This window comes from Halorussus amylolyticus (genome assembly GCF_004143485.2).
Taxonomy (GTDB): domain Archaea; phylum Halobacteriota; class Halobacteria; order Halobacteriales; family Haladaptataceae; genus Halorussus; species Halorussus amylolyticus.
In genome coordinates this window covers 14,087-34,888 of the sequence record NZ_ML974135.1, presented here as the reverse complement: position 1 = coordinate 34,888, position 20,802 = coordinate 14,087, and the positions used below count along the sequence as shown (strand labels likewise).

Sequence of the window (20,802 nt, the reverse complement as noted above, 5' to 3'; positions counted from 1 at the left end):
TTTCGTTCTTTTTTTCTTATGTTGGGGGCCCGGGGTGGTCTCTGTGGCTGCCCCGCCGACCTGCGTGAGCGTGGTACGCCTTCGTCGCCTTCGTCGTGGCGATAAGCGTTTTCGGGGAGAACCTCGAAGGAAGTTTAGGGGTTTCACGCTTGGAGTCGTTCGCGCGTCTCGTGCTGGCCGTGACCGCAGTTCTCTGTATCGGCGTCGTGAGCGTCGGCGTCCTCCGATTTCGGAGTCGATTGCCCGAATTTCCCGACGTAGTGGACCAGTACGTCGGCCTGCCCGACGAACTCCGGAACAAGCCGCCGGGACTGACTCGATGGCTCACCACGGTGGACCACAAGGACATCGGCGTCCTCTACATCGTCTTCGGCGCGGCGGCGGGCCTCTGGGGAGCGATAGACGCCGTCATGCTCCGGACGGAACTGCTCACGCCGAGCGCGAACGTCGTCAGCGAGGGGATGTACAACGCGCTGTTCACGATGCACGGGCTGACGATGCTGTTCCTGTTCGCCACGCCGGTGCTGTTCGGCCTCGCGAACTACTTCCTCCCCGTGTTCATCGGCGCGGACGACATGGCGTTCCCGCGCATCAACGCCATCGCGTTCTGGCTGTTGCCGCCCGCGCTGTTGCTGATTCGGTTCGGTCTCATCTCGGACCTCGTGGGCGTGACCGAACTCGCGCCGCCCGAGACGGGGTGGACGATGTACGCCCCGATGAGCGCCGAACTCCCGAACCGCCAGATAGACGTGATGCTGCTCGGGCTTCACCTTTCGGGGGTCAGCACCACGCTCGGTGCGATAAACGTCATCGCGACCATCTTCACTGAGCGGAGCGAGAAGGTCGGCTGGGAGGAACTCGACATCTTCTCGTGGACGATGCTGACGACCTCGGGACTCGTGTTGTTCGCGTTTCCCCTGCTCGGGAGCGCGCTCATCATGCTTCTGCTCGACCGCGTGGTCGGAACGACGTTCTTCGCGACGGAGGGTGGGGGTCCTCTGCTGTGGCAGCACCTGTTCTGGTTCTTCGGCCACCCCGAGGTGTACATTCTCGTCCTACCTCCGATGGGCCTGCTCAGTCTCATCATCCCGAAGTTCTCTCGGCGAAAGCTGTTCGGTTTTAAATTCGTGGTCTACTCGACGCTGGCGATTGGTGTCCTGAGTTTCGGCGTGTGGGCGCACCACATGTTCGCGGTCGGGATGGACCCCCGAATACGGGGGTCGTTCATGGCCGTCTCGATAGCCATCGCGGTGCCGAGTGCGGTCAAAACGTTCAACTGGATTACGACGATGTACACCGGCCGGATTCACCTCGCCACGCCGATGCTGTTCTGCGTGGGGGCCATCGCCAACTTCATGATTGGCGGCGTGACGGGCGTCTTCCTCGCGTCGGTCCCGATAGACCTGCTCGTCCACGACACCTACTACGTGGTCGGTCACTTCCACCTCATCCTCGTCGGCACGATTCTGTTCGCGATGTTCGCGGCGAACTACTACTGGTACCCGCTCATCACGGGCCGGATGTACGACCGGCGACTCGCCAAGATTCACTTCTGGGTCTCGATGGTCACGGTGATGCCCACCTTCTTCGTGATGCTCGTCATCGGTATGGAGGGTCTCCCCCGGCGACTGGCGGCGTTTCCGGCGGAGTTCGCGCTCGCCCAGCAGGTCGTGACCGTCACCGCCTACCTCCTGATGGCCGCGCAGTTCGTCTGGCTCTGGAACATGGTCCACTCCTACCGGACCGGCGAGAGACTTACCGACCCCGACGTGTGGAATCTCAAGGGCACCGGCTTCTACACTCGCGAGTGGCAGTGGTTCGAGAACCGATTCGAGCGCGAGCAGGCGCGCGAGCGACGACGCGCCGAACGAGAGCAAGCGGGGCGCGAGCAAGCGGGACGAGACGACTGAGGCGAAACAATCGAAACGGGAAACCGAGACGCGATTCGTCTCAGAATACTTTTAGGACAGTCGAGGCTACGGGGTAGCAACTGCGAGACGCGATGTCCCCGAACGCCGACTCCAAGACGCGAGCGCCCGTCGTGGACCTGCTGGAATCGGTCGCGGCGTTCGTCCTCCCGGCGCTTGTCGGCGGGGTCGGCTTCGCTCTACTCCGCGGGTCAGAGAGTTTCACGACGGGCCTCGTGTACGGCGGGTGTGTCGGCTACCTGCTGTTCACCATCCGGTGGCGATTTCGGGCGTTTCGGACGCCGGACGGCATCGAGCGACGACGCCCCGACCCCGAGGACACGTGGTGGACCAAAGTCGCGAACATCGAGTACGACAAGAAGTACGACCGAATTCTCGCCGTCGTCCTCGCACTCGTCGGAATCGCCGCGTTCGCGGCGATTCCGTTCGTCGATACCGAGGACATGGGCCTCGTTCTCCGACTCGTGATGGTCGGACTGTTCGGCGTCACTACCTCGCTGATGACCTACGCGTCGTTGTCGCTTCGCTCGCGAGAGTGATGCCGTCGGCGTCTCGTTCTACGCGCTCGTCCCCACGTCTCGCTCGACCTCGCTCTCGTCCAGTTGGGCGTACACCGCGCCGACGATGTAGCCGTATGCGAGGTGGGCGGCCAACGTGAGCGCGAGGTACGGGATAATGAGCGGGAAGTCGATGCCGGGCGGCGCGGTCAGCACGAACGCGACCCAGAGAACGAACGCGAACGGTATCGCCCGAACTGCGGGGTCCGGCCCGCCGGGGAGGTACCCCTCGACCGCGACGAACACCAGTGGCCACGCGAACACCCCGGCCAAGACGAACAGCGCGAATCCGAGCGTGACCTGTCCGGGCGTCCCCACGAAGTTCGCGATGGTCTCGAAGATGCCGATTCGGTAGCCGGTCTCGACGTCGGTCACGACGAGGCCGAGCGTCAGCACCGCGGTTCCGGCGACGCCGCCCGCCACCGCCCGGAACGCTTTGTTCATACGCGAATTGCCAGTTTCGCGGCAAAGAAGCTTTTCGCCGTGGGCGGACTTGCTGTGAGTAGTCGTCCGCGAAAGCCTCTGTCAGTTCGCGGTGCGGATGCGGTTTCAGATGCGCCGTGAGTAGCCTTCTGCTCGCTGCTTGGATATTCACACTTGAGTTCTACAACGAATTTTGCGGTAGCGTTGTAGAAAGCCCCCCCCTCCGGTCGCGGTCGTTGCGCAGGATATTCGCGCTCTCAGCACTACCCGCGCGGATAGTTGCTTGCGCAAGCGACCACGGCCTTCGGCCGCGACCGGACGGCCCCTTTCAATCCCACCCGTGGTGGACCGTGTCGCTGGCTCACGAAACATCTCGCGTCGGCAATCGCACATAAGTACGAAGCCGTGGTACTCCGGGCGTGGTTCGCGAACAAGTGGCCGAGTTTTCGGTCGAGTACGTGCAAGCACTGGGGGAGGACGGGGCGGTGGACGAGGACGAAGCGCCGGAGTTGGACGACGAGAGCCTCCGCGAGACGTATCGCCTGATGAAGCTCTCGCGCCGGGCCGACGAGCGCGCGGTCGCGCTCCAGCGCCGGGGCGAATTAGGGACCTACGCGCCCGGAATCGGACAGGAAGCCGCGCAGGTGGGGTCGGCACTCGCGCTCGGCGAGTCGGAGTGGATGGTGCCATCGTTCCGCGAGAGCGCGGCGTACCTCGCGCGGGGAACGCCCGTCCACCGCCTGCTGTGGTACGCGCTCGGAATGGAGGAGGGCGCGGAGGTCGCGGGGAGTAACTTCCCGCCGTCGATTCCGGTGGGGAGTCAGTCGCTCCACGCCGCGGGTCTCGGGTGGGCCCAGGAGATGGCAGAGAGCGACGAGGCGACTATCTGCTACTTCGGCGACGGCGCGACCAGCGAGGGCGACGTGTACGAGGCGATGAACGTCGCGGGAGTGCTGGACGCCCACACCGTCTTCTTCTGCCAGAACAATCAGTACGCGATTTCGACGCCCCGGCGAATCCAGACTCGCACAGAGACCCTGGCGCAGAAGGCCGTCTCGGCGGGAATCGAGGGGATTCAGGTCGATGGCAACGACGTGCTGGGCGTCCGCGCGGTCACGCAGGACGCGCTCGCGAAGGCGCGCGAGGGCGACCCAGTGCTGATAGAGGCGCTCACCTACCGGCGGTCGATGCACACCACGAGCGACGACCCGACCGTCTACCGAACCGAGGACGAGGAAGAAGAGTGGGGCACCCGCGACCCGATAGAGCGATTCGAGCGCCATCTGCTCGAAACCGACGTGCTCGACGGCGAGTCCATTGCCGCCATCGAGGGCGAAATCGAGGAGACGCTCGCCGACGAAATCGACTTGGCGAAGGCGGGCCGCGAGGAGGTGGACCCCGCGGAGATGTTCGACTACGTGTTCGCGGAGATGCCGCCCGAATTGCGGCGACAGAAGGAGGAGTGGAAGAGCGAGAACGAGAGAGGGGGAAAAGAGGAGGGATTCGAGCGTGACGAATGAACTCCGACTCGTGGAGGCGATTCGCCAGACCCTCGACGAGGAGATGGCCCGCGACGAGTCGATGGTCGTCTACGGCGAGGACGTAGGCGTCAACGGCGGTGTGTTCCGCGCGACCCAAGCGTTGCGCGACGAGTACCCCGACCGGGTGTACGACACGCCGGTCGCGGAGGCCGCCATCATCGGTCTCGGCGTCGGTCTCGGAGCCTACGGCATGACGCCCGTCGCCGAAATCCAGTTCGCCAGCTTCGCGTATCAGGGGTTCCACCAGATTCAGCAACACGCCGCCCGAATGCGGAGTCGGACGCGGGGAACCCTGAACGTCCCGATGACGGTTCGGATGCCCTACGGCGGCGGCATCCGCGCGCTCGAACTCCACTCCGAGAGCTTCGAAGCGGGGTACGCCCACATCCCCGGACTGAAAGTGGTGATTCCGTCGAATCCCGCCGATGCGAAGGGACTGCTCGCGAGCGCGATTCGGGACCCCGACCCCGTGATGTTCCTCGAACCGACCCGACTCTACCGCGCGATGCGCGAGTCCGTTCCGGAGGGCGACCACACTGTCCCGCTCAGTGAGGCCGCGGTCGTGCGAGAGGGCGAGGACGCGACCGCAGTCGCGTGGGGCGGCATGGTTCCCGAAACCCTCTCGGCCGTCGAAGCGAGCGACGCGAGCGTCGAGGTCGTGGACCTCCGCACCGCCTCCCCGATGGATTCGGCGACGATTGTCGAGTCGGTCCGAAAGACCGGCCGGTGCGTCGTCGTCCACGAAGCGCCCCGGACGGGCGGACTCGCCGCGGAGGTCGTCGCACGAATCAACGACGACGCGCTCTACCACCTCGAAGCGCCGGTCGAGCGAGTGACGGGCTACGACGTTCCGTTTCCGTTGTTCGCCCGCGAAGACGCCTACCGCCCCGATTCCGAGCGAATTCGTCGAGGAATCGAGCGCGTGCTGTCGGCGTGAGAGCTATGGGACTCGGGGTTGTCCACCGACCGGGGGATTCCAATGCAAGCATTCGTGATGAACGGCATCGGTGAGACTGAAATCGTAGAAAAGGAACGACCAGAACCCGGTCCGAACGACGCGATACTCAGACCGACCGAGGCGCTGGTCTGTACGTCCGACGTTCACACCGTCCACGGCGCAATCGGCAACCGCGAAAATCTCACGCTCGGCCACGAGGCGGCCGGAGTCGTGGACGAGGTGGGGTCGGAAATCGAGCACTTCGCGGAGGGCGACCGCGTGGTCGTCGGAGCAATCACGCCCGATTGGGGGTCGGAGGCGGCCCAAGACGGCCACTCCTCGCAGTCGGGCGGCCCGCTCGGCGGGTGGAAGTTCGCCAACGAGAAGGACGGTATCTTCGCGGAGTACGCCCACGTCAACGACGCCGACGCGAACTTGGCTCACATTCCGGAGGGCGTCCCCGACGAGGAGGCGGTCTACGTCTGCGACATGATGAGCACGGGCTTCAGAGCCGCTGAGAACGCCCGAATTCCCGTCGGCGGGACGGTCGCGGTGTTCGCGCAGGGACCGGTCGGCCTGATGGCGACGAAGGGCGCGAGCCTGCAGGGTGCGGGCGAAATCTTCGCCGTCGAGAGTGTACCCGAGCGTCAGGACCTCGCGCGGCGATACGGGGCCGACGAAATCGTCGATTTCGAGGAGGGCGACCCCGCCGAGCAAATTCTCGACTTGACCGACGGCGAGGGCGTCGATTCGGCAATCGAGGCGCTCGGGCGCGAGGAGACGCTCGCGGGGTGCGTGGCCGCGACCAAGCCCGGCGGCACGATTTCGAGCGTGGGCTACTACGGCGAGGGCGACACCGTCGGGATTCCGCGCGAGGCGTGGGGCGTCGGCATGGCCGAGAAGGACATCGTGACCGACCTGTGTCCGGGCGGGAGAGTGCGACTCCGACGGCTTCTCCGCCTGCTCGACGCCGGGCGGGTAGACCCGACGCCGATGACGACCCACGAGTTCGAGTTCGACGACGTGGACGAGGCGTTCGACCTGATGGCGTCGAAAGAAGACGGCGTGATAAAGCCGCTCGTGTCGTTCTGAGCCGCGAACTATTTTCGAACGCCCGCGCCCGCCGCGAACGCGGCGGGCGCGGGCGTTCGCTTCGGTTCCGACTCGATAAATTCCCCGATTCAGTAACCGCTCCGATTCAGTACTGCTCGGCTTCGAGGTCGTCGAGGTGGTGTTGGAGTTCGGGGTACTCGTCGATGTCCACGAAGCCGTACTCGCCGCCGCCGTAGAACGTCTCGGGGATTTCGCGCTCGACGAGCATCGAGTCGGGGTCGGCGTCGATGTGGTTCACCTTCTCCATCGGGATGACCCGGAGTTCGTCGGTGCCGTCGAGACAGACCACGGCGTTCTCGCGCACGAGGACCGCGTCGAACTCCAGCGCGTCGTACTCGTCCACCGCGAAGACGGTCGGTCGGGAGGCTGGCATATTCGTACTCCCGACGAGGGAGCTAATAAAAGCCCCGCACGAGCCGCGGATGGTGAATTCAGAGTCGCCAACCGCGAGAGGTGTGTGAGAGTGTGACGCGCGTAGGGTTTATCTACCAAACCCGCTTAACTAGGATAGACTTATGACGGGGCCCATCCGCCAGCGAGAACCGGAGGAAACTACCGAGGGAGTAGAAGAGACCGAGGGCGCGGAGACGTGCCCCGAATGCGAGTCGAAGTCGCTAATTGCAGACGCTGGCGGAAGTGAACTGGTGTGCGAGGATTGCGGGCTGGTCGTGGAGGAGCGCAACGTGGACCGGGGGCCGGAGTGGCGCGCGTTCAACCACGCCGAGCGCCAGAAGAAGTCGCGCGTGGGCGCGCCGACCACGAACACGATGCACGACAAGGGGCTGACGACGACCATCGACTGGAAGGACAAGGACGCGTACGGTCGGTCGCTCTCCTCGGAGAAACGGAGCCAGATGCACCGCCTCCGGAAGTGGCAGGAGCGCATCCGAACCAAGGACGCGGGCGAGCGAAACCTCCAGTTCGCGCTGAGCGAACTCAATCGGATGGCGAGCGCGCTCGGCGTCCCGCGGTCGGTGCAGGAGGTCGCGTCGGTCATCTACCGGCGCGCGCTCAAGGAGGACCTGATTCGGGGCCGGTCCATCGAGGGCGTCGCCACCAGCGCGCTCTACGCCGCCTGCCGGAAGGAGGGTATCCCGCGAAGCCTCGAAGAGGTCGCGGAAGTCTCGCGGGTCGAGCGCAAGGAAATCGGCCGGACGTATCGGTACATCTCCCAGGAACTCGGTCTCGGAATGGAACCCGTAGACCCCAAGAAGTACGTCCCGCGGTTCTGTTCTGAACTCCAACTCAGCGAGGAGGTCCAGTCGAAGGCGAACGAAATTATCGACGTGACCTCGGAACAAGGCCTTCTCTCCGGGAAGTCGCCGACCGGATATGCCGCGGCCGCGATTTACGCTGCATCGCTGCTCTGCAACGAGAAGAAGACCCAACGCGAGGTCGCCGACGTGGCCCAAGTCACCGAGGTCACCATCCGAAATCGGTATCAAGAGCAGATAAAGGCAATCGGGCTGTACAACTGAGCGGTGGCGGGTCCCGAAACCGGAATCGACGACGGATTCGAACGACTGCTCGCCGAGGCGTTCGGCGGCACTCCCGAGACGCGACGAGTCGTGGCGCGACAGGCCCGAGACCTCGCCGACTCCGGGCGATTCGACGCCGACACGGGCCGTCCGCTGAACGCGAGAGAAGTCCTCGAAAATCTTCGAGATGCCCCGGACGACTGCTCGCTCCCCGAACGGTGGAACTGGTGGGTCGGCGCGCTCGAACTCGCGTACGGCGGCTACGACCGATTCCGAATCGTTCGGTGGGCCGGGCGGTCGCGCGAGTAGAAATCGCCACCCTGCGTACGTACATTTAAATCGAATCGGGCGCAACCCCTCGACATGGACGCCTTCGAGAGCCGAACCCGGCGGTGTCAGGACCGACTCCCTGAGGTCGGCGCGGACGCCGCGATTCTGTTCCCGAGCACGAACCTCTTCTACGCCTCGGGCTTCCGCGAGGAGCCGATGGAGCGACACCTGTTTCTGGTCGTTCCGAGCGAGGGCGACCCCGTCTTCGTCGCGCCCGAGATGTACGACGAGCAGATACGCGACGCCTCGTGGGTGTCGGACCTTCGCCTGTGGGCCGACGGTGAGGACCCGATGGCGCTCGTCGCCGACCTCGCCGACGAACTCGACCTCCGAGAGGGCCACCTCCTCGCGGACGACACCATGTGGGCGCTGTTCACTCAGGACCTCCGGGAGACGCTTCCCGAAGCGAGCTTCGGCCTCGCGAGCGAGGTGTTCGACGACCTTCGACTTCGCAAGGACGACGCGGAACTCGACGCGCTTCGGAGGGCGGGCGCGCTCGCCGACGAGGTGAGCGTCGAGATTCGGAGCCTCGGCGCGGACGCCATCGGACTGACGGAAGCCGACCTCGCCGACGAAATCGACCGCCTGCTCGCCGAGCGCGGCGGCGAGGGCGTCTCGTTCGAGACGGTCGTCGGCTCCGGGCCGAACGGCGCGAAGCCTCACCACCGTCGCTCAGACCGGGAAATCGAACCCGGCGACCCCGTGGTACTCGATTTCGGTGCGTACGTGAACGGCTACCCCGGCGACCAGACCCGGACGGTCGTGTTCGCTGGCGACCCGCCGGAGGAGTATCAGGCAGTCCACGAAACCGTCCAATCGGCCCAGCAGGCCGCGGTCGAGGCGGTCGAGCCGGGAGTCCCGGCCGAGGAAATCGACCGCGCCGCGCGCGAAGTCATCGAGGCGGCGGGCTACGGCGACCGATTCGTCCACCGGACGGGCCACGGCGTCGGACTCGACGTACACGAAGCGCCCTACATCGTGGCGGGCAACGAGGTCGAACTCGAATCGGGGATGGTCTTCAGCGTCGAACCCGGCGTCTACCTCCCCGGAAAATTCGGGGTCCGAATCGAGGACCTCGTTATCGTGACCGAGGACGGATGCGAGCGACTCAACGACTCGCCCCGGACGTGGGAGGCGCTCGGCGAATGACCTACGTGAGCCACACCGTCAGGTCGCTCCGGCGCGACCCGATTCCGGGCGAAACCGTCGGTCTCGTGCTGACGCTCGACGACGACGCTCGAATCGACGACGTTCGCGACGTGGTCGAGTCGGTCGGCGGCGAGGTGGTTCGGGAGCTACAGCTTGGACGACTGCTCGTGCGCGTCGGCCACGAGCGACTGGGCGAGATATGCGAACTCGACGGCGTGACGACCGTCGAGACGGACGCCGTCCTCGACTACTCGGGGTGACTCTCGCGTCGAACTCGTCGAGCGAGACCCCGTCTCGCTCGCTCTCCGTCTCGCTCTCGGGCAAGCAGCTTGAAGTGACAGACCGGCGTACCGGTGTGCGGGGAAATGGGGGATGCACGACGAGAGCGAACACCGCACGGGCGCGATTCACGACGAGCCCGTGGGGACGATGGGGCGGCGACGATTCATGGACACGCTACGAACGCTCGGCTTCGGCGCGCTTTCCGCGGCGTTTCTGACGGCTGGCGACGTTCGGGCCGCGAGCGACGACGAGGTGCCAATCGTCTACGGGCTGACCCGCGACGGCGACGAGGGCGAACTACGACCGCGCCGCAAGACGGTGCCGAGCGACTGGTACGATGACTTTCGAACCGCGGTGAGCGTCCACCGCGCGCTCGGCGTCGTCGACGAGGAGGACGTCGCGACCTCGGCGGTCGCGCCCGGCGAATTCGGCGGGTCGAACGCGGCGATTCACGTCGAAGTCACGACCGAGGAGGCCTTCGGTGCGGTGCCCGAAGTGGTCGAGGAGGTGCCGGTCGAAGTCACGCGCGTCGAACCCGGCGAGCGCGACCCGAAAGCCGACGGCGAACCGAGCGCGCCCGCGTCGGTCGGGCCGGGCGTCCCCGGCAGCGTCCCGGTCGCGAGCGACGGCCTGTTCGGGACGCTCGCGCCCGCGCTTCGCGACCCCGGCGACGGGTCGGTGTACTTCGCCACGGCGAATCACGTCTTCGACGCGAGCGACAGCAGCGGCAGTCCGCTCTACCTGCTCGGCGACGGCAGGCCGAGAATCGGGACCGTTCGGGAGAGCTTTCCGAAAGCCGACCTCGTCTGCGTCGGGCCGGAGGGCGACTTCGAACCCCTCCACCGAATTCGGGACGGGTCGCCGGGCCGGGTCCTCGGGCAGTTCACGCGCGCCGGTCTCGCCGACCTGAAGGCGGCGGGCGAACCCCTCGAAAAAATCGGCGCGAGGACGGGCCACACCACGGGGCGGATTCAGGCGATAGACGGGCTTACCTGCGCGTACGGCGCGATTTGCAAGCGCGGGCAGGTCAAGTGGGGCCGCGAGTCGGACTTCACCGACGGCGACAGCGGGTCGGTGAACTTCCACGCGGACCCCGAGAACCCCGATTTAGGAGTTCTCGTCGGCGGCCTGAACAACGCCCGGACGTGGTGGCCGGGTGAGAACTACATCTGGGGGACCGGAGCGTACCACATCACCGAGACCCACGGCTACACGTTCTGACGTACCGACCGCGCTGACGCCCGAACGTTTATACATCATGCCGGATAACTGACCGATACGTCGCATGGAGCTCTCTTTCGTTCGTCGGTGACCGGGGAAGCGTTCGCGGCCGCGAGTCGCACCGAGAGTCGTCGTCTCCGCGCTGTCGCAGTCGAGCGCCTCTCGGCCGCAGGGTGCGCCGGTCCGGATTGGTCGTCACTGTCGCCAGACGAGAGTCGAATCGCCGAGCAGTCGGGGTACCGACGAGCGAACGCACTACTACACATCCATGCAAGCAACAGACGCAGTAATCGCGAAGCGCGCCGACTCCGGCGCGGTCGAAACCGACGAAATCCGCGCGCTCGCCGAGGCGGCGGGCTACGACATCGTCGCCGAACTGACTCAGACCCGCGCGGAACATCCGGGCCTCCAGTTCGGACGCGGGAAGGTCGAGGAACTGTCAGAGACGGTCGCCGAGACGAGCGCGAGCGTCGTCATCTTCGACAACGAACTCACGCCCGGACAGACGTTCGGACTCGCGAACTCGTGTCCGGACGGCACCGAGATACTCGACCGGAGACGACTCGTCCTCGACATCTTCGAGGAGCAGGCGGGGAGCAAGCGAGCCAAACTACAGGTCAAGCGCGCGCAGTTGGCACACGACCTGCCGCGAATCCGCGAGGAAATAACGCGCGAGCGAGCGGGCGAACTCCTCGCTCACGACGAGAAAGGCGGCCAGCGCGTCCGCGACGTGGAGCGCCGAATCGAAGCCCTCGACGCCGAACTCGCGGACCTCACCGAGGACGAAGAGAACCGCCGCCAACGCCGACGCGAGGAGGGCTTCGAGTTCGTCGCGCTCGCGGGCTACACCAACGCCGGGAAGTCCACGCTTCTCCACCGACTCGCCGACGACCTCGAATTTGAGAATCGAGAGGCCGACCACGGCGACATCGACGCGACCGCCGAAATCGAGGACAGACTGTTCAAGACGCTCGACACCACCACCCGTCGGGCGACAATCGACGGACGGCGAACCCTCGTGACCGACACCGTGGGATTCGTGGACGACCTGCCCCACGACCTCGTGGCGTCGTTTCACGACACGCTCTCGGAGTCCGAAACGGCCGACTGCGCCATTCTCGTGGCCGACGCGAGCGACCCGCCGGACGAACTCAGACGAAAGCTCGAAACGAGCGCGGACCTGCTCGCCGACGCCGAAGGCGAAGTCGTCACAGTGCTGAACAAGGCCGACCTGTGTTCGGAGGAAGAACTCGAAGCGCGCAGGGAGGCAATCGGCGAAATTTCCGCCGACCCGATTGCGGTCAGCGCGACCGAGGGGCGAAATCTCGACGCGCTCCGCGACCGAATCGCGGCGGCGCTACCCGAGCGCCGAGACGCCGAACTCGCCCTGCCGAACGACGACGAGGCGATGAGCCTCGTGTCGTGGCTCTACGACCGCGCGAGCGTCGAGGACGTGAACTACACCGACAGCGAGGTCCGAATCGCGTTCGCGGGTCCCGAGTCGGTGGTCGAGCGAGCGCGGGGGAGAGCCGAGAAACTATCGTCAGAACCGTAGTTCAGCACCCACCGGCTCCGCCAGCGCCGCCACAGCTCGCGGCGCTGGCTCCCACTGCGGCGGTCGTCACGACCGCCGCGTTCGATGCGGCGGAGTAGTCCTCGCACTCGCCCCACGCGACCGGCGCGACCACGTCGTCGATGTCGTCCTCGCGCTCGACCACCTCGCGGAGTCGGTCGGCGTCGAACTCGCGGTCCGCGACGAATCGCTCGGCGAGTTCGGGGTGTATCGCCACCCGACGACACTCCTCGGCCTCGAACAGCCCCTTTCCGCCGAACGCAAACTGTACGTCGTAGTGACGGACGAACACCCCCTCGCGGTCGAAGGCGTCGAACATGGCTTCGACTCCGGCCGCGACCAGCGGCCAGACCGAATCCCGGTCGAGTTCGTCCACGTCCTTCCCGAGCGAGAAGCGGGCGATGGGAACCGTCACGGGTTCGCCGTCGGGTCCCTCGTTGACCACCGCGACGCCCGTGATTCCGAACTCCTCCAGCCCGTGCGTGTCGGGGTTCACGCTGGCGTCGAGCGCGTCGTCAGCCGCGTCCTGTGCGGTCTCGATTCGGTCCTTCGCTTCGTCGTCGTCGCCGCCGAGCAGTCGGGCGATGAGTGACATTGGTTCGACGGACTCCCCACAGCCTCTTGAAATTTCAGGTCGCTTTCAGCATCTCGGGCCAGGTCTCACAACTCGGGTCACGTCCCGCACTCCGAGTCGCGTCACTCGACGACCGCGATTCGCAGGTCGTTGACGTTCGTCCCGGTCGCGCCCGTCCGAAGCACGCAGTTCGCGGCGTCGAGCGCACCGAACGAGTCGTTGTCGGCGGGCGCCGCGCGCGCGGCGCGCGCCGACAGCGAGTAACCCACGGGGTGGCCGTGCCCGAGCGCGCCCGCGGCGGCGGTCCCGCCGTCGCTCCCATCGGTGTCCACGCTCGCGATTGCCACATCGTCGACATCGAGTTCGAGCGCGGCCGACAGCGCGAACTCCAGATTCGGCCCGCCCTCGCCGTCGCCCCGGACCGTTACCGTGGTCTCGCCGCCGGAGAGGAGTACCGCTGGCGCGCCGAGAGGATTTCCGGTCGCGCAAACCTCCTCCGCAATCGCGACGTGGGTCTTGGCGGCCTCGCGGGCCTCGCCCCGGACTCGCGACGAGAGGACGATGGGTTCGTAGCCCGCGTCTCGGGCGACCTCTGCCGCGGCGTCGAGCGCGGTCATCCCGTCCGCGAGGACGTGGACCGAGACGCGGTCGAAAGCCGGGTCGCCCTCCGTCGGCGTCTCAGGAATCTCGCCGCGCGCACCGCGTTCGAGTCGGTCGCGGACCCCGGCGGGCGGGTCGATTTCGCGGCGGTCGAGCACACCGAGCGCGTCCCGGTAGGTCGAGGAATCGGGCGAAAGCGGCCCGCTGGCGATGACTTCGAGGTCGTCGCTCACCACGTCGCTCAGCACGAGACCGACGACCTCGGCGGGCGCGGCCCGCTCGGCGAGTCGGCCGCCCTTCAGCGCCGAGAGGTGCTTTCGGACCGCGTTTATCTCTCCGATGGTCGCGCCGCTTTCGAGCAGGTCGGTCGTGACGGCCCGGAGGTCGGCCAGTGAAATTCCGTCAGCGGGCGCGGGCAGGAGCGCGCTCGCGCCGCCGGTAATCGTCGCGAGGACGAGCGTGTTCTCGTCGGCGTCGTCGGCGAGTTCGAGGACCTCGCGTGCGCCAGCGACCCCGCGCTCGCTCGGTACCGGGTGGTCACCCTCGCGGACCGCTACTCGGTCGCAGTCGGCGGGCGCGTTCGTGACGACGACGCCGCGGTCGATGCGGTCGCCGAGTGCGGTTTCGAGCGCTCCGGCCACGCCGCCCGCGGCTTTGCCGCCGCCGAGGACGACCACTTCGTCGTAGTCTCGGAGGTCGTAGGTCGCGTCCCCGACGGTCAGGTCGTCGCCCGCGACCGAGACCGATTCGCGGACGACGCGCCGGGGCCGGGCCGCCGCGATTCCGGCGGCCGCACAATCGAGTGCGAGTTCGCGGGCGGACGTCGTTTCGAGGGCGGCCCGGTCGCGAATCGCAACGTCGTCGGTCATCGGTTCGAATTGCGCGTGGTGTGTGGTAACTGCTGTGGTCGGCGAAGCGAACGGGAGCGACCGTCGCCATCTCGAAGAAACGGCCGTTTCCGATTCGAAGAAAGTCATTTCCCTCGGGTCCTCGTAGCCGACGACATGACCGCCATCGCGCTCGCTCGGAACCGACCCCTCCACGGACCGCGAAGATGAATGAGGACTCCGAACCCGACCTCCTCGAACTCGACGGCTCGGCGGGCGGCGGACAGCTCCTTCGGACCGCGCTCGGCCTCTCGATGGCGACCGGCCGGGCGTTTCAGATGCGTCGCGTCCGGGGGTCACGCCCGACACCCGGACTCAAACCCCAGCACCTCGCCGCGGTCCGGGCCGCGGCGTCGGTGTGCGACGCCACGGTCTCGGGCGACGAACTCGGCTCCGAGACGGTGACGTTCCGACCCGGAGCGCCGACCGGCGGGCGGGTCGAAATCGACATCGAAACCGCCGGGAGCGTCACGCTCGCGTTCGACGCGCTCCTCCCGGTCGCGCTCGGACTCGACCGTCCGCTGGTCGTCGCGGCCACCGGCGGAACCGACGTGAAGTGGTCGCCGACGATAGCCCACTACCGACGGGCGAAGCTCCGACTGCTCCGAGAGTGGGGACTGTTCGCCGCCGTCGAACGCGAACAGGTGGGGTTCTACCCTGCAGGCGGCGGGCGAGCCACCCTACTGCTCGCGCCCTCGTCACCGTCCCGACTCGAACGCATCGAGCGCGGCGACCTCGAAGGCGCGCGAATCTACTCGACCGAATCCGCGGACCTCGCCGACCGCGACGTCGCGGCGCGACAGGCCGCGAACGCGGCCGAGTCGCTCCGCAATGCAGAGATTCCGGTCGTCGAGCGAACGATTTCGACCGCCGAAACGCCCTCGACCGGTTCGACGGCCACAGTTGTTCTCGACTACGAGGAGACGGTCGCGGGGTTCGACGCGCTCGGCGAGCGCGGAACTCCGGCCGAGGAAGTCGGGGCGAGAGTCGTCGACGCCGCGGTGTCGTTTCACCGCCGCGATTCGGGTCCTGACGCGGATTCAAGCTCGGACACGGATTCGAGTCCTGACGCGGGCGACGGCGCGGCCGCGCCGTCGCCCGCGAACGCGACCACGTCGGGGAACACGCCCGCGGTGGACGCCCACACCGCCGACCAACTGGTCGTCTTCCTCGCGCTGTGTGGCGGACGCGTGACGGTTCCCGAGGTCACCGACCACGTTCGGACCGGTATCGACCTCGTCGCGGAGTTCGGACTCGACGTGACCGTAATCGAGGGGTCACCGCCGACGCTCGTCGCCGAGGGTCACTGATTCCGTGACGACTCACCGAACCCGGCGGTAGTCGTACTCACCTCGGAGATTTTCGTGGAAGTACGACCCCTGCGACGACGCGCTGACGAGGCCCTCGTACGTCTCTTGGGAAACGTCGGCGTACCGGTAGATGCCGCCGCTCTGAAATTCGATTTCGAGCGCGCGCTCGTCGGCGTCGTAGCCCACGCTCCGGATGCTACTCGACGCGACGGGGGTTCTGGTCTCGGCCACGCTGTCGAGCGTTTCGTAGGGGACGTAGCCGACCACGCGCCCGCCGTGGTAGCAGAACAGGCCTCGGTCTCCCTCCTCGACTTCGTCGCACTCGATTCGCTCGCCCTCGGTCGTGGTGGCTTTCATGCGCCGGAGGCACGACGGGGACGACACTCAAATCATCGGCCGAACGCCCGGCGAGCCGGGCGTTCGGCCTGATTTCGATGCGGAACGTTCCACCGAGGGGATACTTCTAAGTCCCACTGCTCTGTGTGGTGTGTTATGGACGAGCAAGCAGAACTCCGAGTGGTCAACGCGCGCGTCGTCACCCCGAGCGGAACGAGAATGGGCGGGGTCGCGGCCGCGGACGGCGAAATCGTCGCGGTCGATTCCGACCGAAACCTCCCCGACGCCGACCGGACCATCGACGCAGAGGGCAACTATCTGATTCCGGGATTCATCGACCCGCACGTCCACTGGGGGCTGTCACGCTACGAGTACGACTACCACGAGGGCCTCGCCCACGACTTCGAGACCGAGACTCGCGGCGCGGTCCACGGCGGCGTGACGACCGTGGTGAACTTCCTGCTCCAGCCAGACCCCTACCTGCCCGACATGGACTTCTTCCGGGAGGTGGGCGCGGAGAACTCCTACATTGACTTCGCGTACCACGCCATCGTCCATCAGGACCACCACGTCGAGGAGATAGAGGGACTTGCGGATGAGGGCGTCCGGTCGTTCAAAGTCTTCTTCAACTGGTACAAGCACGCTTCCCCCGAACTCGGCATCGACCACTCCGACGCCGGACGAGTGTACAAAGTCCTCGACAAAGTCTCGGACATCAACGACGGCGTGGTGATGTTTCACGCCGAGAACGAGGACCTCGCCATCGAGCGCAGGCGGGAGTTGCAGGACGAGGGTCGCAACGACCTCGAAGCGTGGTCGGAAGCCGCGCCCAACATCTGCGAGGCGATGCAAATAGAGCAAATCGGCAGGCTGACCGAGTACACCGATTCGCGCGCCTACATCGTCCACATGTCCACGGGCGAGGGCGTGGACATCTGCGAGCGATTTCAGGAGCAGGGCGTGAACCTCCACGCCGAGACCCTGCCCGCGTTCCTCGCACACACCAAGGACGAGGACCTCGGCATCTGGGGCAAAATCTCGCCGCCGCTCCGGGGCGAGGCGAGCAAGAAACGCCTCTGGGAAGGGCTTCGAAACGGCACGGTCGAGTACCTCGGCACCGACCACTGCCCGCACAAAATCGAGTTCAAGGAGAAGGAGGGCGGCAAGTACGGCGACGTGTGGGACGCGATTCCGGGGGACAACAACGGCATCGAGTACTTCCTCCCGGTGATGATGAGCGAGGGCGTGAACCAGAACCGCATCTCGATGGAGCGCCTCGTGGAAGTCGCCTGCGAGAACAACGCCAAACGGTGGGGTCTCTATCCCCGGAAAGGGGCCTTGGTCGAAGGCTCGGACGCCGACATGGTCGTCGTGGACCTCGAAAAATCGGCGGTCGTGGACGACGACTTCTACCACACCATGGAACCGCGCTACTCGACGTTCCACGGCGATGAACTCACCGGGCTTCCGACGCACACGATTGTCGGTGGCGAAGTCGTGGTCGAGGACGGAGAGTTGCAGGTCGAGAAGGGCGGTCGGGAGTATCTGGCGCGCGGGCCGGAGGGTGTGGTGCAGGGCTGAGTCACCACAGTACCGGAATCCGAAAACTGCGGTTCAGTTCGCTGTTCACACGGTTTCTGCGCGGTCGCCTATCGAATCGAAGACCGAGGGGACGAACTGTTCGGCGAGCGGTGAGAGTTCGTACACTCGACTGGAACCGTCGCGGAACTTTCCGACGAGTCCTGCGTCCTCCAGCGTGTTGAGGTGGTGGTAGAGGTCGTTCTGTCGTCGGTCGAGTTGGTCAGCCAACTCTCCGCTCCGGACCTGTCCATCTTTGGCGAGCAGATACAGGACGACGAATCGAGTCGGTTCGCCCATCACGGCGAGGCGGTTCGCTTCGCGGTCGAGGTCTAAAACCCCGCCGAGGAGTTCCGATTCGACTCGGGCCCGCCCTTCGGAGCAGTCGTCTTTCGTGACCTCACGTTCGCTCATACGAGACGATAGCGTCCACATCCACTTATTCTTAATGCTCGTTAAGACACCTACCGAATCATTCGTTTTAATTAGTAGTGATTACACCTCGAAGACGAGATGAACGAACTAACGGAATACGAGGAAACAGATGTGACGAACATCATCGCGGACTCCATTCCTGACGCGGACCCGACAGACATATTCGTATTCCTCATGGGGCCGTATCGGCTCCTCGACCCTTCGTACCTCTACCCAGATCGGGGGTATCCACTACCAAGCGACCCCCTTGCCCCGACCGCTGACGAAGTAGCCCCGGACAAAATCGAAGCCACTCTGCGCACAATTTCCAGACGTGTCTCCGAGGAAACGGCCACGACGGCGTTCATCGCAAGCGATGTCCAGATTCCCACCAAGCAAGAGGTAGTGCGTAACGACTTGGACGAACTGGGAATGGCTGTCATCGACCAGTCAGTCGCATTTGCAGAAGCGAGCGATGGAAACGCGTTTATTTTCACGAAAGCGGGTCTCACGACGGGTACAGGAGCCGAAGCCGGTGCAATCCCGGAACATTTTCAGCTACGCTCCCGTGACGATAGAGAACGGGACCCGAGAACGTTTGCCATCCTCGCAGAGGCCGAAAAAAGTACGAACGGAACGAACACGTACGACCCGAAATTTAGTAGCGCGTCAATCGACGAGATGGACGACGCGTACGACCTTCGATTCAAATACTTCACCGACAGAGAAGACCTAATCGACAAAATAGTGGACTTCATCGAGTCCTACGTCGTTCCGATGTCGGACACTCCGTAGTCCAAACCATCAATTCTCAGCGTTTTCTGGCCCACACTGCCCCTTCCCGGCCGTTTTTGACCCCTGCCACGCTACTCCTACCCATGCCCGACCCCGACCTCGACAGATTCACGTCTCGACGCTCTACGACGTACGCCCCGAACGGTCTCGTTGCCACGAGCCAACCGCTCGCCGCCGAGGCGGGCGTCCAGATGTTGCGGGAGGGCGGCAACGCCTTCGACGCTGCGGTGGCGACCGCCGCGGCGCTCAACGTAGTCGAACCCACGAGCACGGGTCTCGGCGGCGACGTGTTCGCGCTCTACCGGACCGCCGACGGCGAGGTCGGCGCGATGCGGTCGTGCGGGGGCGCGCCCGCCGACGCGACCATCGAGAACGTCCGCGAAGCCCTGCGAAAGAAAGACGACCTCTCGGAGTACTACCCCGACGACGGCGGATACGCGGTGGACGACACCGAAGACGCCGGGATGCCGTTCTACGGTCCCCACGCGGTCACGATTCCCGGTACGGCCCGCGGGTGGGAGACGACAATCGAAGAACTCGGCCGTCTCTCGCTCGCCGACGCGCTCGGCCCGGCCATCGAGTACGCCACCGAGGGCTACCCCGTTTCGGAGGTCATCGCCTCCTACTGGTCGGGCGCGGAGGACCTCTTCACCGACGAGAACGCCCGCGAAGCGTACCTGATGGACGGTCGCGCGCCGAAGGTCGGCGAAGTCGCACGACTCCCCCGCCTCGGCGAATCGATGCAGAAAATCGCAGACGAAGGGGCTGACGTGGTGTACGAGGGCGACATCGCCGAGCAAATCGCGGCGGAGGTCCAGAAACACGGCGGCTTCATGACCGTCTCTGACCTCGCTGACTTCGAACCCGAATTTTTGGACCCCGTCTCGACCACCTACAACGGCGCGGAAATCTACGAACTCCCGCCGAACAATCAGGGTCTCATCGCCTTGGAGGCGCTCAACATCGCGGAGGAAATCGGCGCGGGCGACCACCCCGTCGGTTCGCCCGAGCGCGTCCACTACTTCGCGGAGGCCACCAAGCGCGCGTTCCACGACGGCCACCGCTACATCACCGACCCCGAGTACGAGGAGATTCCACCGCTCGAATCCAAATCGTACGCGGCCGAGCGCGCCGCTGACATCGGCGACACCGCTAGCGACGTTTCGTTCGGCGTGCCGGGGTCGAACGCCGAGGACGCGGACACGGTGCTGCTGACCGTCGCCGACGACGAGGGCAACGTCGTCTCGTACATCAACTCCCGGTTCGCCGGTTTCGGGTCGGGTCTCGTCGCTGGCGACACCGGCATCGCGCTCCAGAACCGGGGGTCGTCGTTCTCGCTCGACCCCGACCACCCGAACCACCTCGAACCCGGCAAGCGCCCGTTCCACACGCTGATTCCCGCCGTCGCCAACTTCGGCGACGACGACTGGGCCGCGTTCGGCGTGATGGGCGGCTACATGCAACCGCAAGGCCACGTGCAGGTCATCTCGAACATCGTGGACTACGACATGCCCCTTCAGGCCGCACTCGACCAACCGCGGTGGCGCTACCGCGAGGACGGGTCGCTCGCGGTCGAGGGCCGGATGGACGGCAACGTCCAGTCGAAACTCGCGCGCATGGGCCACGACGTGCGCGTCCTCCCGCCGGTCTCGTTCGGCGGCGCACAGATTACCCGCCTCGAATCGGGCGACGACGACGTGCTCTCGGGCGCGACCGAACCCCGGAAGGACGGCACCGCGCACGGCTTCTAGCCCGGACGCTACTGACGGCTCCTCC

The 20,802-nt window shown here is 65.7% G+C and carries 21 protein-coding genes; 15 read left to right on the top strand and 6 right to left on the bottom strand.

Features of this window, described 5'->3' with window-relative positions:
- The first annotated feature begins 149 nt into the window (after nt 1-149).
- Together EKH81_RS12390 and EKH81_RS12385 are read left to right on the top strand one after the other, a co-directional pair.
- Entirely contained in the window at nt 150-1,910 is a 1,761-nt protein-coding gene (locus EKH81_RS12390; RefSeq protein ID WP_132058705.1) for a cbb3-type cytochrome c oxidase subunit I, read from the top strand.
- A gap of 92 nt (nt 1,911-2,002) precedes the next feature.
- Nucleotides 2,003-2,467 (top strand): hypothetical protein, encoded by a 465-nt coding sequence (locus tag EKH81_RS12385; RefSeq protein WP_132058706.1) that lies wholly within the window; start codon nt 2,003-2,005, stop codon nt 2,465-2,467.
- A gap of 18 nt (nt 2,468-2,485) precedes the next feature.
- On the opposite strand, the gene EKH81_RS12380 is transcribed toward EKH81_RS12385, so the two are convergent.
- Entirely contained in the window at nt 2,486-2,929 is a 444-nt protein-coding gene (locus EKH81_RS12380; RefSeq protein ID WP_132058707.1) for a DUF6789 family protein, read from the bottom strand.
- Nucleotides 2,930-3,327: 398 nt separating this feature from the next.
- Between EKH81_RS12380 and pdhA the strand changes: the two genes are divergently transcribed.
- From pdhA to EKH81_RS12365, 3 genes are read left to right on the top strand one after another with little or no spacing between them, the layout of a single operon-like run.
- On the top strand, nt 3,328-4,428 hold the full coding sequence (gene pdhA / locus EKH81_RS12375) for a pyruvate dehydrogenase (acetyl-transferring) E1 component subunit alpha (protein ID WP_132058708.1): 1,101 nt from the start codon (nt 3,328-3,330) through the stop codon (nt 4,426-4,428).
- The gene (locus tag EKH81_RS12370) at nt 4,418-5,386 is read left to right on the top strand and encodes an alpha-ketoacid dehydrogenase subunit beta (protein ID WP_132058709.1); all 969 of its coding nucleotides are present in this window, start codon (nt 4,418-4,420) and stop codon (nt 5,384-5,386) included. Before pdhA ends, EKH81_RS12370 begins: the two co-directional genes overlap by 11 nt.
- A gap of 42 nt (nt 5,387-5,428) precedes the next feature.
- Nucleotides 5,429-6,478, top strand: a complete 1,050-nt coding sequence (locus EKH81_RS12365; RefSeq protein WP_132058710.1) for an NAD(P)-dependent alcohol dehydrogenase — start codon at nt 5,429-5,431, stop codon at nt 6,476-6,478.
- Between the two features lie 106 nt (nt 6,479-6,584).
- Here the strand turns inward: EKH81_RS12365 and EKH81_RS12360 are convergent, their stop codons facing one another.
- Nucleotides 6,585-6,872 carry a hypothetical protein gene (locus EKH81_RS12360; protein ID WP_132058711.1) on the bottom strand — a complete coding sequence of 96 codons (288 nt, stop codon included), beginning with the start codon at nt 6,870-6,872 and terminating at the stop codon, nt 6,585-6,587.
- A gap of 142 nt (nt 6,873-7,014) precedes the next feature.
- Between EKH81_RS12360 and EKH81_RS12355 the strand changes: the two genes are divergently transcribed.
- The 6 genes from EKH81_RS12355 (at nt 7,015) to hflX (ending at nt 12,514) form a co-directional block, all read left to right on the top strand.
- Nucleotides 7,015-7,977 carry a transcription initiation factor IIB gene (locus tag EKH81_RS12355; RefSeq protein WP_132058712.1) on the top strand — a complete coding sequence of 321 codons (963 nt, stop codon included), beginning with the start codon at nt 7,015-7,017 and terminating at the stop codon, nt 7,975-7,977.
- Nucleotides 7,978-7,980: 3 nt separating this feature from the next.
- Complete coding sequence (locus EKH81_RS12350; RefSeq protein WP_368407713.1) at nt 7,981-8,286, top strand: WNWW family protein; 306 nt, start codon at nt 7,981-7,983, stop codon at nt 8,284-8,286.
- Between the two features lie 54 nt (nt 8,287-8,340).
- Entirely contained in the window at nt 8,341-9,456 is a 1,116-nt protein-coding gene (locus tag EKH81_RS12345; protein ID WP_132058713.1) for a M24 family metallopeptidase, read from the top strand.
- Nucleotides 9,453-9,716: a hypothetical protein gene (locus EKH81_RS12340; RefSeq protein WP_132058714.1), complete on the top strand. Its 264-nt coding sequence runs from the start codon at nt 9,453-9,455 to the stop codon at nt 9,714-9,716. Before EKH81_RS12345 ends, EKH81_RS12340 begins: the two co-directional genes overlap by 4 nt.
- 112 nt (nt 9,717-9,828) lie before the next feature.
- Nucleotides 9,829-10,959, top strand: a complete 1,131-nt coding sequence (locus EKH81_RS12335; RefSeq protein ID WP_132058715.1) for a hypothetical protein — start codon at nt 9,829-9,831, stop codon at nt 10,957-10,959.
- A 268-nt stretch (nt 10,960-11,227) separates the two neighbouring features.
- Nucleotides 11,228-12,514: a GTPase HflX gene (hflX, locus tag EKH81_RS12330; protein ID WP_132058716.1), complete on the top strand. Its 1,287-nt coding sequence runs from the start codon at nt 11,228-11,230 to the stop codon at nt 12,512-12,514.
- Nucleotide 12,515: 1 nt separating this feature from the next.
- Here hflX and EKH81_RS12325 read toward each other — a convergent pair whose 3' ends face one another.
- Both EKH81_RS12325 and EKH81_RS12320 read right to left on the bottom strand, forming a co-directional pair.
- Nucleotides 12,516-13,127, bottom strand: coding sequence for a hypothetical protein (locus EKH81_RS12325; RefSeq protein ID WP_132058717.1), 612 nt, complete (start codon nt 13,125-13,127; stop codon nt 12,516-12,518).
- Nucleotides 13,128-13,228: 101 nt separating this feature from the next.
- Nucleotides 13,229-14,575, bottom strand: a complete 1,347-nt coding sequence (locus EKH81_RS12320) for a glycerate kinase type-2 family protein (RefSeq protein ID WP_162224614.1) — start codon at nt 14,573-14,575, stop codon at nt 13,229-13,231.
- Nucleotides 14,576-14,760: 185 nt separating this feature from the next.
- Between EKH81_RS12320 and EKH81_RS12315 the strand changes: the two genes are divergently transcribed.
- Nucleotides 14,761-15,903: an RNA 3'-terminal phosphate cyclase gene (locus EKH81_RS12315; RefSeq protein WP_132058719.1), complete on the top strand. Its 1,143-nt coding sequence runs from the start codon at nt 14,761-14,763 to the stop codon at nt 15,901-15,903.
- Between the two features lie 12 nt (nt 15,904-15,915).
- Here EKH81_RS12315 and EKH81_RS12310 read toward each other — a convergent pair whose 3' ends face one another.
- Nucleotides 15,916-16,260: a KTSC domain-containing protein gene (locus EKH81_RS12310; RefSeq protein WP_132058720.1), complete on the bottom strand. Its 345-nt coding sequence runs from the start codon at nt 16,258-16,260 to the stop codon at nt 15,916-15,918.
- Between the two features lie 135 nt (nt 16,261-16,395).
- On the opposite strand from EKH81_RS12310, the gene EKH81_RS12305 reads away from it, so the two are divergent.
- Nucleotides 16,396-17,820 carry a dihydroorotase gene (locus EKH81_RS12305; RefSeq protein WP_132058721.1) on the top strand — a complete coding sequence of 475 codons (1,425 nt, stop codon included), beginning with the start codon at nt 16,396-16,398 and terminating at the stop codon, nt 17,818-17,820.
- Nucleotides 17,821-17,865: 45 nt separating this feature from the next.
- On the opposite strand, the gene EKH81_RS12300 is transcribed toward EKH81_RS12305, so the two are convergent.
- Complete coding sequence (locus tag EKH81_RS12300) at nt 17,866-18,231, bottom strand: ArsR/SmtB family transcription factor (RefSeq protein WP_132058722.1); 366 nt, start codon at nt 18,229-18,231, stop codon at nt 17,866-17,868.
- A gap of 99 nt (nt 18,232-18,330) precedes the next feature.
- Between EKH81_RS12300 and EKH81_RS12295 the strand changes: the two genes are divergently transcribed.
- Together EKH81_RS12295 and ggt are read left to right on the top strand one after the other, a co-directional pair.
- The gene (locus EKH81_RS12295; RefSeq protein ID WP_132058723.1) at nt 18,331-19,026 is read left to right on the top strand and encodes a DUF7509 family protein; all 696 of its coding nucleotides are present in this window, start codon (nt 18,331-18,333) and stop codon (nt 19,024-19,026) included.
- An 83-nt stretch (nt 19,027-19,109) separates the two neighbouring features.
- Nucleotides 19,110-20,777, top strand: coding sequence for a gamma-glutamyltransferase (gene ggt / locus EKH81_RS12290; RefSeq protein WP_132058724.1), 1,668 nt, complete (start codon nt 19,110-19,112; stop codon nt 20,775-20,777).
- Nucleotides 20,778-20,802: the final 25 nt, after the last annotated feature.